The sequence below is a fragment of the Hyphomicrobium sp. genome (assembly GCF_041659645.1).
Classification (GTDB): domain Bacteria; phylum Pseudomonadota; class Alphaproteobacteria; order Rhizobiales; family Hyphomicrobiaceae; genus Hyphomicrobium_B.
The window spans coordinates 536,695-549,242 of record NZ_JBAZXX010000004.1; the positions used below are offsets into that span (position 1 = coordinate 536,695).

A 12,548-nucleotide genomic window follows, 5' to 3' on the forward strand; every position below is an offset into this window, starting at 1 on the left:
TGAGGTGAACGATGACGGAAGGTGCGGCTGAGGTGAGCGGTCTCAATTTGAAAGACTGGCGCTATTCGGTGGACGGCGAGGGGATCGCCTGGGCGATCTTCGACCGCGAGGGCGAAAGCATGAACTCGCTTGGCCGCCGCCCGATCGAAGAATTGGCCGAGATCATCTCGCGCGCCGAGACTGATGCGGCGGCCAAGAAGATCCGCGGCCTCGTCATCATGTCGGGGAAGGATCGCGGCTTCATCGTCGGCGCCGACATTCGCGAGTTTGAAACCTTCACGAGCGAGCAGGATGTCGTCGCGGCGCTGAAGCCCGTCAACGAGCTGTTCGAACGGATCGAAAAGCTGTCCGTTCCGGTCGTCGCGGCAATCCACGGCGTCTGCGTCGGCGGCGGCCTCGAACTTATCCTCGCCTGCCATTACCGCATCGCCACGCGAGACGATTCCACCCGTGTCGGCTTCCCGGAAGTGAAGCTCGGCATCTTCCCGGGCTTTAACGGCACGGCACGCTCGATCAAGCAGGCGGGTCCGATGGCCGCGATGCAATTGATGCTGACGGGCGGCATGATCCGTTCGTCCGTGGCCCGCGCTCAAGGCCTGATCGACCAACTCGTCGGCAGCCCAGGTGAACTCCATTGGGCGGCCCGGAAGGCCGTGCTGCAGAACCGCCGCTCGAAGTCGGCAGGCACCGTCAAGATGTTGCTCGCGAAATGGCCCGCTCGCGGTTTCCTTGCCGGCAAGATCCGCCAGGAGACGGCGAAGAAGGTCCGCGAAGATCACTATCCCGCGCCCTTCCGCCTGATCGAGCTGTTCGAAAAATACGGCGGCGATCTCCAGACCATGAAGCGCGAGGAGACGAAAGCTTTCGCGCCGCTGATGATGTCGGATACGTCGAAGAACCTCCGCCGCGTCTTCCGCCTGACGGAGCTTCTGAAAGCTCAAGCGCCGAGAGGGTTCAAATGGCGGCCGAGCCGTGTCCATGTCATCGGTGCCGGTACGATGGGCGCTGATATCGCCGGTGTCTGCGTTGCGTCGGGCATGGAAGTGACACTGCAAGATATTTCGCCCGAGCAGCTTGAAAAGGGCATCAAAGCCCAAGGCAAGCTCTTCGCTCGCAAGTTCAAAACCAAAGCCACGCGCGACGCCGCCAAGGCACGCCTGATCGCGGATCCCGAAGGCAAGGGCGTCGGCCGTGCCGATGTTGTCATTGAAGCCATCGTCGAACGGCTCGACATCAAGCAGAAGCTCTTTGCCGATCTTGAAACCAAGATCAAACCCGGCGCGGTGTTGGCGACCAATACGTCGTCACTGAAGCTCGAAGACATCGCCGCGCCGCTGCGCGACCCCGGCCGCCTTATCGGCCTGCACTTCTTTTCGCCCGTACAGCAGATGCCGCTCGTCGAAGTGGTTCGCGGCGCCAATACCCGCGACGACGAAGTGAAGAAGGGCGCGACGTTCGTAACGGCCATCGACAAGTTCCCGCTGATCACGAAGGACGTGCCGGGCTTCCTCGTCAACAAGGTGCTGACGCCCTATATGTTCGCCGCCATGACGCGACTGGAGCAGGGCGACGACAAGGAAAAGATCGACGAAGCCGCGCGCGCGTTCGGAATGCCGATGGGTCCGATCGAACTCGCGGATAACGTCGGTCTCGATATCTGCGCCCACGTCGCGAATATCCTCGGCCAGTCGAGCGAAGGTTCCAGGCTCGATCGCCTCGTCGCTTCCGGTCGCCTCGGCAAGAAGACAGGCGAAGGTTTCTACGTCTGGAAGGACGGAAAGCCCGTCAAATCAGATAAGAAGTACCCGAAAGCCGAACTCGAATTGCTCGGCCGCGACCTCGTCGCGCCGATGATCGACGAAGCCCAGAAGTCGCTCGACGACGGCGTGGTCGAAACCGCCGATCTCGTCGATGCCGGCATGATCTTCGGCACCGGATTCGCACCGTTCCGCGGCGGCCCGCTGCACTACAAGCAGAGCGTCGCCGCCAAAAATCCCGCGCCGGCAGCGCAAGCTGCCGCCGCAGCGGAGTAACGAATCTCCCTCGCTTCACCCCTCCCCCTTGCGGGGAGGGGCCGGGGTGGGGGTTAACCCATCCAACCGCGACGGCCTGGTCGTCGCGCCGCAATCATCACCCCACCCCTAACCCCTCCCCGTCGAGGGGAGGGGATAAACGGAGGAATGCATGACACGAGAACTTCGGCGCGTTGCGGTGATCGGCGGTGTCCGCATCCCATTCTGCCGGTCAAATACGTTTTACGCCGACCAGTCGAACCTCGACATGATGGCGGCTGCGCTCGGAGGTCTCGTCGATCGTTACGGCCTCAAGGGCCAGCATATCGACGAAGTCGTCGGCGGCGCGGTCGTCACGCATTCGAAGGATTTCAATCTCGCGCGCGAAGCCGTGCTCTCGACCAAGCTCGCCCCCTCGACGCCGGGCGTCACACTGATCCAGGCCTGCGGAACGTCGCTGCAATCGGCGCTGATGTCGGCCGGCAAGATCGCGACGGGCGAAATCGAAAGCGCGATCTCGGTCGGCTCCGACACGACGTCGGACGCGCCGATCGTCTTCTCGAAGAAGTTTTCCAAGCGCCTGATCGAAGTGCAGCAAGGCAAATCGGCAATGGCCAAGGTGAGAGCCTTCAAGGGTCTGTCGCCCGCCGAGCTGGCGCCGCAGCCGCCATCCGTCGCCGAGCCGCGTACTGGCCTGACGATGGGTCAGCATTGCGAATTGATGGCTCAGGAATGGCACATCGCGCGCGCCGACCAGGATCAGCTCGCCTATGAAAGCCACAGAAAAGGCGCTGCCGCCTACGACGAAGGCTATATGGATGATCTCGTCATTCCGTATGCCGGTGTCTTCCGCGACAACAACCTGCGCGCCGATCTCACGCTCGAAAAGCTGGCTTCGCTGAAAACCGCATTCGAGAAATCGGAACGCGGCACGCTGACCGCCGGCAACTCGACGCCGCTGACAGACGGCGCCGCCACCGTCCTACTGGCGTCCGAAGAATGGGCAAAGCAACGCAATTTGCCGATCCAGGCGTATCTCACCTATGGCCAACACATCGCCAACAATTTCGTCGGCGGTGACGGTCTGCTGATGGCCCCCACGATTGCCGTTTCGAAAATGCTCGACCGCGCCGGGCTGACGCTTCAGGACTTCGATTTCTACGAGCTTCACGAAGCCTTCGCCGCGCAGGTGCTGTGCACGCTGAAAGCCTGGGAAGATCCCGAATACTGCAAGACGCATTTGGGCAAGGATGCGCCGCTTGGCTCGATCGATCGCTCGAAGCTGAACGTCAAGGGCTCGTCTCTCGCGTTTGGGCATCCGTTCGCGGCAACCGGCGCGCGTATCGTCGGCAACCTCGCGAAACTGTTGTCGACCAAGGGCGGGCGAGGCCTTATTTCCGTCTGCACCGCGGGCGGCATGGGCGTGACCGCAATCATGGAATCCCCAACCACCATCGAAGCGCGCGCCGCATAAGGGCCCAGGCAGCTTAAGGACTTGCCGGGAAGACTCTCACGCGGCAATGCGTTATGGACCTCGCGGCCACCGGCAGCGAGGGCCAGCAGCGAGGGAACGGCGCATGGGCGCGAAAGACGATAAGCAACTCGAAGCAGCGCGCGTGCTTGTCCGCAAGCTGGCGGAACGCCTGAACGCTGACGGCTGGGTGCGCCTGTGGGATGGCACGCGCCTGCCGCTTGGCGACGCGCCGAAATCGAACTTCGAAATCTCGATCCGTGACCCGGGTGTGATCGGCGCCATCTTGCGGCGGCCTTCGCTCGATTCGATCATCCGCCAATACGTCGAGAAGGGAATCGACTTTTCAGGCGGCACGCTCGTCGATTTTGGCTTAGGCCTTCAAGACGGCCGCAAGTCCGTGAAATTGAAACTGGCCGAAGTCGCGAGCCTAGCCCTGAAGCTCGCGCCGTTTCTGTTCGCGAAGACGGCCGACGCCCGCGACGCCCACGGCTTCCAAGGCGAGATCACCGGCAAGAACCGCAAGACCGACGACAACAAGGCCTACATCCAATTTCACTACGATCTCTCGAATGATTTTTACGCGCTCTTCCTCGACCCCGAGATGGTCTACTCGTGCGCCTACTACACCGACTGGTCGAACGACGTCGCCCGGGCCCAGCACGACAAGCTTGAAATGATCTGCCGGAAACTACGGTTGAAGCCCGGCGACCGGATGCTCGACATCGGCGCTGGTTGGGGCGGACTGCTTTGCCATGCGGCTCAGAACTACGGCGTCACCGCGCACGGCGTGACGCTATCGGAAGAACAGCTCGCGTTCGCGCGCGCCAAGGCGAAACGCCTCGGCATCGATGACCGCGTCACCTTCGAGTTATCCGATTATTCGAAGCTCACCGGAACCTACGATAAGATCGCGTCCATCGGCATGTACGAACACATTGGGCTGAAGAATATTCCGGCCTACATGCGCAAAGTGCGCTCGCTGTTGAGCGATGACGGCTTGTTCCTCAATCACGCCATTTCGCGCCGCGCGCCGAAGCATAAGCCGGGCTTGCTCAAAGGCCGTATGCGGCCCGAGAAGAAAGCCATCGCCAAATACATTTTCCCAGGCGGCGAACTCGACGACATCGGCCATTCGATTGCGGCCATGGAGCGCGCGGGCTTTGAGGTGCATGACGTCGAAGCATGGCGGCTGCATTACGCGCGCACATGCCAGCTCTGGTGCGAACGCCTGATGGCGAACAAGGACCAGGCGATTCAATACGTCGGCGAGGAGAAATATCGCATTTGGATCGCGTATCTCGCGGGCGTCAGCCTCGCATTCTCGCGCGGCACGCTGCGGCTGTTCCAGACGCTGGCGTCGAAATCCGCAAAGCGGGAGCCGGTATTACCGCCGACGCGCGCCGATCTCTACCGCTGAGGCCCTGCAGTCTTTCTGAGGTGCATCTCGCAGCGCGCGCGGATCTCACCGAGGTCCGCCAGCGACCGCTCAATGTCGTGCCGCTTCGCTTCGAGATCGTCGATGGCAGCGACAACCTTATCGAGCAGAAGCCGCGTCTGCGCCAACTGCCCCGGATCGGAATCGTAAAGCAACAGGTACTCGCTGACATCGTCTACCGTGAAGCCGAGATTGCGCCCGCGCAGAATGAGAATGAGCCGCGCACGGTCACGCTTTGAATACTTCCGTGTCATGCCGACCCGCTCGGGAGCAATCAACCCTCGGCTCTCGTAGAAGCGGATCGTGCGCGTCGTGATCCCGAATTCCTTCGCCAGCGCCGAGATCGAGTACGATGTCTCGCGCGGCTTTTCGCGCTGGGCGGCCTCACTGCGGGCAAGCGGGGCGGTTTTGGCGGTCATGCCGGTTTGCCGCGTTTGGCTTCTTCGGCGGCTAGCTCTTTCTTCGACAGTTTCCCGATCATCGTTTTGGGCAGAGTGTCGCGAAACTCGACAGCGGCTGGCATCTCTATTTTTGAGATCTTGGGCTTCAGGAACTCCATGATCTCAGGCGCGGTCGCCGACATGCCGCTCTTCAATTTGATGAAGGCCTTGGGCGCTTCGCCACGATAGGCGTCGGGAATGCCGATGACGGTGACTTCCTCGACCGCGGGATGAGCATAGATCGCCTCCTCGACGCGGCGCGGGTAAACATTGAAGCCCGAGCAGATGATGAGGTCCTTGATCCGGTCGACGATAGCGAAATACCCGCGCGCATCCATGATCGCGACATCACCGGTCCGCAGAAAATCGCCGACGAACTGCTTTTCCGTCTCCTCTGGCCTATTCCAGTAGCCCTTCATCACCTGCGGCCCTTTGGCACAAAGCTCGCCGCGTTCGCCTTGCGGAACCTCTCTCGTCGGGTCGTTGAGGTCGCGCAGCGAGATGATCGTGCCAGGCAGCGGAAGCCCGATCGAGCCGGAGACGGGTTCGCCCTCGATCGGATTTGCCGTCAGCACCGGCGACGTCTCCGACAAACCATAACCCTCAACGACTTTCGTTTGCCGGGCGAGCGCCTCAAATTTGAGCTTCGTCTCCATCGGCAGCGGTGCGCCGCCCGACAAGCAGAACCTGAGCGACGAGAAATCAAAGGAATGGATGTCGGGGTAGTTCAGCATCGCCGTCAAAATCGTTGGCACGACCGGCATCATCGTCGGCTTTTCACGATGGATGAGCTTCACGGCTTCGGCCAACTGGAAGCGCGGCATCAGCACGATTTTGGCCGCAAACTCCACGCCGACCGTCATCACGACCGTCATTGCGAAGACGTGGAACAGCGGGAGGGCGCCAAGCATGATCTCCTCGCCGTGCTTGAAGCCCACGCCCCAGGCGACAACCTGCTTCGTATTCGCCACGATATTGGCGTGCGTCAGCATTGCGCCCTTGGGTGTGCCTGTCGTGCCACCTGTGTACTGCAACACCGCAATATCGTTGTCCGGGTCGATCTCGACCGGGGCGGGAGGCGTGGCAGTGGCCGCGATATCGAGGCCGTCCAGAATACGCGTTGCAACCGATGACGCGGCGACATTGGCGATGTCCTTCCGCTTGAAGATCCTGAAAAGCACCGATTTCAGCGGCGAAAGCACGCTGCTGAACGGCACGACGACCGCACGCGTAATGACGTCCGCCTGAAGCAACGCCTCGATCTTGGTAAACAGCATCGCCAGATCATGCGTGACCATGATCTCCGTTTCGCTGTCGTTGGCCTGAAACGTCAGCTCTTCGACAGTATACAGGGGGTTGAAGTTGACGACGGTTCCACCCGCTTTGAGTATTCCAAAATAGTACACGATGAAAGTCGGGGTATTCGGCAGGAAAAGGCCGACTTTTGTGCCTCGTTTTACTCCAATGCGTTGTAACCCGGCTGCGACTCTGTCGACCTCGGCGGCGAGATCGGCGTAGGCCGTTATACGCCCGAGGAAGCTGACCGCTGGGTTTCGCGGGAAACGCCTTGCCGCGCGCTCTAGAAGCTCGTGGACGGCCTCTGTGGTAATCGGCATGCGCCAATCGACCCCAGCCGGGTAATTATCGACCCACGGGGGCGATATCTCGGACACAGGCGAGGCGGCTTCTGCTTTCATGGCTGTCCGGTGCTCGATTTTATTTTATCCGGATCGCGTTGACCTTCGCTGGAGATGTCGTAAACCGTTCGGGACCAGCAAGGGACGCGCGAATATTAGACAACTTTCGGTAGCCAGCGCTAGCGCTCTATGGCTCGTATGAACACCTCTCCGCAGGGTGGCGGACGAGTAAGGCCGGACTGCAATGCGCTGAGCGCGACGGTCCGTACCTGGACTTCGCGGTTGTTTAAGGATAAGTGACCCCCCCGCTTGCTGATGTAGTGGTCTTGATTTAGGTAGATGCCAAGCAAAACTGGCCCGTCGCAGTGAATTGCGAGGGTGGGAGAGGCCGATGGACGAAGTCGCGACTAAGGTTATTGATATCCTCAAGAAGCATATGAAGGAGCCGCGCGACGATATCTCGCTCGACACCCAGCTTACAGATCTCAAGATTGAGTCACTTGATCTTGCGATGATCGTTTTCGATATCGAAGATGGCTTCGGGATTGAGATCCCATATAACGCCAATGAAGAAGTCGAAGCGTTCAAGACTGTTGGTTCAGTCGTTGATCGCGTGAAGTCGTTGATGGCCGCGAAGCAGGCTTCCGCAGCCAAAGCTTAACGGCCGCGAGCGATCTTCTGTCGAAATCGAAGTGTGAAGACCGGAACCCCCTTCCCGGGGGTTTCCGCGCATTCGCCAGACAAGAAAGATTGAAGATGTCGAATGGTAAGCCGGGACGCCGAGTCGTCGTCACGGGTCTCGGAGTCGTAACTCCGATCGGTCAGAATGTTCCTGATTTCTGGGCGAGCTTGAGAGCAGGTAAATCGGGCGTCAGCAATCTCGAAGGATTCCCTGTCGACGATCTCAAGATCTTGATCGCCGCGCAAATCAAAGGTTTCGATCCGAAGCAACGCCTGAAGCATTTCAAGCGCGACCGGATCATCTCGCTTGCCGACCGCTATTCCTGGTTCGCCGCCGCGGCTGCAGACGAAGCCGTGAAGATGTCAGGCCTCGAGATGCCGCTCGTTGATCCCTATCGTTCGGCTTGCATCATCGGTTCCGGAGCCGGCGGTCTGACGACCTTCGAGACCGCGTATCGCGACCTCTTCATTCTAAACAAGCGCGCGACCCATCCGCTGACGCTTCTTCGCATCATCGGCTCGTCGGCCGCCGCCCACGTCGGCATCGAATTCGGCGTCAAAGGCCCGACCTTCGCAACCTGCTCGGCATGCTCGACCGCGACACACGCAATTGGCCTCGGCCGCGACTACATTCGCGACGGCCTCGTCGACGTTGCGATCGTCGGCGCATCCGAGTCCGTCATCACCTACGGAACGATGAAGGCTTGGCAGGCGCTCCACGTGCTGTCGCCGGAAGGCTGCTTCCCGTTTGCGAAGAAGCGCAACGGCACGGTGCTCGCTGATGGCGCCGGCATTCTCGTTCTCGAAAGCCTCGAACATGCGCAGGCGCGCGGTGCGACAATCCTCGCCGAACTGCGCGGCTTTGGCATGGCCTCCGATAGCCAAGACATGGTCAAGCCGACTGTCGAAGGTCCGAGCGAAGCCATGTTCAACGCGCTTGCCGAAGCCGGCATCAAGCCCGAGGACATCGATTATCTGAATGCGCACGGCACCGCGACCGCCGATAATGACATCAACGAGACGAAGGCGATCAAGAACGTCTTCAAGGATCACGCTTATAAGCTCGCCATCTCGTCGACGAAGTCGATGCACGGTCATCCGCTCGGCGCGGGCGGAGGCGTCGAAGCCGTTGCAACGATCATGGCGATGCAGGAGAACTGGGTGCCCCCGACGATCGGTCTCGACGAACCGGGCGACGGTTGCGATCTCGATTACGTCCCGAATGTCGGCCGCGATATGAAGCTTGGCTACACGATGTCGAACTCCCTCGCATTCGGTGGCTTGAACACCTCGCTCGTGTTCGGGCCGGCGCCGAAGTGATCAAATTGAAGCTCGGCCGTCGCCAAATGTCTTCGCACCGGCCGTTCTTCGCGATTGCAATAAAGGCGTTGCGCCGCGCAAACAGCAAATCCTGCGCAACTTTCACGCGCGCAGGACGTTTTGTTTGCACCCAAGGGCAGTAAAGCGCTTGATGGCGACCTCTCTCAATGAGACACTTCCAAATTGCGGCCGCTTTCTAGTCCCGGTCGCGAAGCTCTGATCGGGATTGTGCGGTATGCGAAAGATCGTCATCCGGGCCGGGAGTGTTGCCATTCGCGCAAGACTCCTCGACACGCCAACGGCGGAGCGAATATGGGCCGCGCTTCCGATTCAATCGGCAGCGCGCACATGGGGCGCTGAAATCTACTTCGATGCGCCGGTAAGCTCTGCGGCTGAGCCTGACGCCCGCGTCACCGTAAAAGCCGGCGACATTGTCTTTTGGCCCGAAGGTGACGCCATCTCGATCGGCTTCGGCCCAACACCGCTTTCAAGAACACGCGGTGAGATTCGCATGGCAGGTCCATGCAATGTTTGGGCGGAGGCGCTCGACGACGTTCGCCAGCTCAAGGCCATACATCCCGGCGTCGCCATATCGGTCAGCGAAGCCGATTGTTGAGCGCATTGGTTCTCATGCTTGACGTGCTGTTCGGATGGGTCTCGTGACTCTCAGGTCGGTTGCCTGCATCGACGATCTCCGGCGCTTAGCGCATCGCCGTGTTCCGAGCGATTTCATGGGCTATTACGAATCCGGTTCTTATTCGGAGACGACGCTCGCCGCCAATCTCCGCGATCTTTCAAACATTCGCATTCGTCAGCGTGTCTTGGCCGGCGCCGCCAATCGCAACCAATCCCAGACCGTACTTGGCGTGATGCAGCCTTTGCCGCTCGCGTTGGCGCCGGTCGGCTTGAGCGGCATGGCTTATCGAGATGGCGAAATCGCTGCGGCCCGTGCCGCCGAAAAGGCCGGCATTCCCTACACACTGAGCACGCTGTCGATCTGCTCGATCGAGGATGTCGCGGCCGCGGTCACGAAGCCGTTCTGGTTTCAGCTCTACTTCATGAAGGATCGTGGCTTCGTCGCGGATCTCATTGCTCGCGCGCGCAAGGCAAACTGCAGCGCTCTCGTCTTGACGGTCGACCTGCAAGTGCTCGGTCAACGCCACCGCGACGTACGCAGCGGCCTCACGGTTCCGCCGCGGATCAATCTCGCCACCATCGGACGCATCGCATCGAAACCGGCATGGATCGCGAATGTTCTGATGGGCAAGCGCAAGACCTTCGGCAATGTGGTTGGCCGCATTCCCGGCACCGAGAATCTCAGCTCCTACATGGACTGGATTCAAAGCCAGTTCGATCAGGCGTTGTCGTGGGACGATGTTGCGTGGATTCGCGAACAGTGGTCCGGCAAGCTCATCATCAAAGGCATCATGGACGTCGATGACGCGCGGCTCGCGGTCAAGAGCGGCGCGTCGGCGATCGTCGTTTCCAATCACGGCGGCCGCCAGCTCGACGGCGCGGCATCGTCGATTTCGATGCTGCCGCGTATCGTCGACGCCGTCGGCTCCGACGTCGAGGTCTTCTTCGATGGCGGAATTCGCTCCGGCCAGGACGTGTTCCGTGCACTCGCGCTCGGAGCACGGGCGTGCCTGCTCGGGCGCAGCTATCTTTATGGTCTCTGCGCTGCGGGCGAGGCCGGTGTCGGCAAGGCGATTGATCTCATCGCCAAAGAGCTCGACGTGACGATGGCGCTTGCCGGCGTTCGCACCATCGACCGGATATCGCGCGACTGCCTCGAGAGCTAAGTCCAGAACGAGTCAGCCGGTTGCTCCGGCCGTCGCATTTCTCATTGTCGACGCCGTGCTGCCGATGCCCCAATCGCGCCGACGCTACATAAGTTTTGAACGCCGTTTCAGCCATCAAAGCTTACGGGAATGTATGGCAAGTTTTTATGCAGATGCCTGCGTACCCAGCAAATAAGCGCGCGCTTTCCTGCCAATTTGGTTGAAATTCCGCAGAAGAATGTAGGCTATGCCAAGTCGACCGCTCTGGCACGAAATGTGCGCTTACAAATTCGTAAGGTAACTTTGCCTGGACGCCGGACATGGCGGAACAGGCCCAGAGGGGAGTCGCTTATGGCCGATCAATCCACGGCAATGCTGACGATTTTCACCGAGTTCTATTTCTTTCTGACCATCGTTTTGATGTTCTTCATTCACATCGGCTTCTGCATGTACGAAGTTGGCGTCGCGAGAACGAAAAACGTTCAACACACGTTGCTGAAGAATGCGATGGCAATCCCCGTCGTTGGTCTCGCCTTCTTCCTGTTTGGCATGTGGATGTACATCGGCCTGCAAGGCTGGCCGGTGAATTCGACGACAGTCAGTTTTGCGACCGGGTTCGAACCTTGGTCTGAAAAGCTCGCTCCCAATCTTTCGGATCGGATTTCCGGCGTCTTCTGGGGAGCATTTGCGCTCTTTGGCATGACCGCGGCGTCGATCGTGTCTGGCTCGATCATCGAACGCGCGAAAACGTCGGGCTTCCTGATCATTGCGATCTATGTCGGTGCGGTTGCTTGGGTCATTCCGGCGGCGTGGGGTTGGTCCGGTAACGGCTGGATGACCCAATATCTCGGATTTCACGATCAGTATTGCTCGGCGGTTCTTCACTCTGTTTCCGGCTTCGCGGCCCTTGGCGTTCTCCTCAATCTTGGCCCGCGCATCGGCAAGTTCGCGTCAGACGGTACGCCGCGCGAAATTCCGGCGCACAATCCGTGGATGGTCACCGTCGGTCTCTTCATGATCTACGTCGGCTTCTTCGGCTTCTATGCCGCCTGCCATATCCCGATGGCCAATGTCGCGGCTGAAGGCCAGCCCGCTTACTGGACGGCAACGAACATCTACGGCTTCCCGATCACACTCTCGGGTGTCACGATGAACTTCCTGCTTGCCCTCTTCGGCGGCATGATGACGGCCTACCTCGTATCGAACGGTAATGCCTTCTGGACCTTCTCCGGTGGTCTGACCGGACTGATCTCGGCAAGCGCCGGCAACGACCTGTACCACCCCGTTGTCGCGCTCGCGATCGCGGTCGTCGGTACAGTCATGGCGTACTACGCGCACAACTGGGTCGAGAAAAAGTACAAGCTCGACGATGCCGTGGGCGCGGTTGCGGTGCATGGCTATTGCGGACTGTTCGGAGGCATCGTCGCCGGGTTTGCGCTTTGGGGCTATCCCGCGATTATGCCGAGTACCGGCGCGGCTGTGGCCCTTTCCGAAGGAGCCGGATGGTTCGGCACCAACGCGGAAGGTCTGCCGATCGTAACTCCGATCGGCAACGCCATCGGCTCGTTTGTGTTCGCAATCGGGTTCGGCCTGATCCCGGGATATGTCCTCGGCAAAATCCTGAAGATGCTCGGCTTGCTCCGTGTCGATGCGAAGGTTGAGCTGACCGGTCTCGACGGCGAGCACATCAGCACGACGTATCCCAACCTTTCGGGTGCGGAAGCTGCTTTCGAAGCGCTGCAGCGTAAGGAAGTCAGAATTTAAGCTT

The 12,548-nt window shown here is 60.1% G+C and carries 10 protein-coding genes; 8 read left to right on the top strand and 2 right to left on the bottom strand.

Going from position 1 to position 12,548, the window contains the following annotated elements:
- Window positions 1-11: 11 nt before the first annotated feature.
- The 3 genes from WC811_RS16970 (at window position 12) to WC811_RS16980 (ending at window position 4,903) form a co-directional block, all read left to right on the top strand.
- The gene (locus WC811_RS16970) at window positions 12-2,033 is read left to right on the top strand and encodes a 3-hydroxyacyl-CoA dehydrogenase NAD-binding domain-containing protein (protein ID WP_372646501.1); all 2,022 of its coding nucleotides are present in this window, start codon (window positions 12-14) and stop codon (window positions 2,031-2,033) included.
- A gap of 151 nt (window positions 2,034-2,184) precedes the next feature.
- On the top strand, window positions 2,185-3,486 hold the full coding sequence (locus WC811_RS16975; protein WP_372646502.1) for an acetyl-CoA C-acetyltransferase: 1,302 nt from the start codon (window positions 2,185-2,187) through the stop codon (window positions 3,484-3,486).
- A 103-nt stretch (window positions 3,487-3,589) separates the two neighbouring features.
- On the top strand, window positions 3,590-4,903 hold the full coding sequence (locus WC811_RS16980) for a class I SAM-dependent methyltransferase (RefSeq protein ID WP_372646504.1): 1,314 nt from the start codon (window positions 3,590-3,592) through the stop codon (window positions 4,901-4,903).
- On the opposite strand, the gene WC811_RS16985 is transcribed toward WC811_RS16980, so the two are convergent.
- Window positions 4,894-5,340, bottom strand: coding sequence for a MerR family DNA-binding transcriptional regulator (locus tag WC811_RS16985; RefSeq protein WP_372646505.1), 447 nt, complete (start codon window positions 5,338-5,340; stop codon window positions 4,894-4,896). The genes WC811_RS16980 and WC811_RS16985 overlap by 10 nt on opposite strands.
- Complete coding sequence (locus WC811_RS16990; RefSeq protein ID WP_372646506.1) at window positions 5,337-7,058, bottom strand: long-chain fatty acid--CoA ligase; 1,722 nt, start codon at window positions 7,056-7,058, stop codon at window positions 5,337-5,339. Before WC811_RS16990 ends, WC811_RS16985 begins: the two co-directional genes overlap by 4 nt.
- Before the next feature lie 331 nt (window positions 7,059-7,389).
- Between WC811_RS16990 and WC811_RS16995 the strand changes: the two genes are divergently transcribed.
- From WC811_RS16995 to WC811_RS17015, 5 genes are all read left to right on the top strand, one after another.
- Entirely contained in the window at window positions 7,390-7,659 is a 270-nt protein-coding gene (locus tag WC811_RS16995) for an acyl carrier protein (RefSeq protein WP_372646507.1), read from the top strand.
- A 95-nt stretch (window positions 7,660-7,754) separates the two neighbouring features.
- Window positions 7,755-8,999, top strand: a complete 1,245-nt coding sequence (locus tag WC811_RS17000; protein ID WP_372646508.1) for a beta-ketoacyl synthase — start codon at window positions 7,755-7,757, stop codon at window positions 8,997-8,999.
- Window positions 9,000-9,234: 235 nt separating this feature from the next.
- Window positions 9,235-9,615, top strand: coding sequence for a cyclophilin-like fold protein (locus WC811_RS17005; protein WP_372646509.1), 381 nt, complete (start codon window positions 9,235-9,237; stop codon window positions 9,613-9,615).
- Between the two features lie 43 nt (window positions 9,616-9,658).
- Window positions 9,659-10,801: an L-lactate dehydrogenase gene (locus WC811_RS17010; protein WP_372646511.1), complete on the top strand. Its 1,143-nt coding sequence runs from the start codon at window positions 9,659-9,661 to the stop codon at window positions 10,799-10,801.
- A 330-nt stretch (window positions 10,802-11,131) separates the two neighbouring features.
- Window positions 11,132-12,544: an ammonium transporter gene (locus WC811_RS17015; protein WP_372646512.1), complete on the top strand. Its 1,413-nt coding sequence runs from the start codon at window positions 11,132-11,134 to the stop codon at window positions 12,542-12,544.
- Window positions 12,545-12,548: the final 4 nt, after the last annotated feature.

Coding starts and splice junctions, on each gene's coding strand:
- WC811_RS16975 (WP_372646502.1), top strand. CDS start 2,185: ATGACACGAGAACTTCGGCGCGTTGCGGTGATCGGCGGTGTCCGCATC.
- WC811_RS17005 (WP_372646509.1), top strand. CDS start 9,235: ATGCGAAAGATCGTCATCCGGGCCGGGAGTGTTGCCATTCGCGCAAGA.
- WC811_RS16980 (WP_372646504.1), top strand. CDS start 3,590: ATGGGCGCGAAAGACGATAAGCAACTCGAAGCAGCGCGCGTGCTTGTC.
- WC811_RS16985 (WP_372646505.1), bottom strand. CDS start 5,340: ATGACCGCCAAAACCGCCCCGCTTGCCCGCAGTGAGGCCGCCCAGCGC.
- WC811_RS16995 (WP_372646507.1), top strand. CDS start 7,390: ATGGACGAAGTCGCGACTAAGGTTATTGATATCCTCAAGAAGCATATG.
- WC811_RS17015 (WP_372646512.1), top strand. CDS start 11,132: ATGGCCGATCAATCCACGGCAATGCTGACGATTTTCACCGAGTTCTAT.
- WC811_RS16970 (WP_372646501.1), top strand. CDS start 12: ATGACGGAAGGTGCGGCTGAGGTGAGCGGTCTCAATTTGAAAGACTGG.
- WC811_RS17000 (WP_372646508.1), top strand. CDS start 7,755: ATGTCGAATGGTAAGCCGGGACGCCGAGTCGTCGTCACGGGTCTCGGA.
- WC811_RS16990 (WP_372646506.1), bottom strand. CDS start 7,058: ATGAAAGCAGAAGCCGCCTCGCCTGTGTCCGAGATATCGCCCCCGTGG.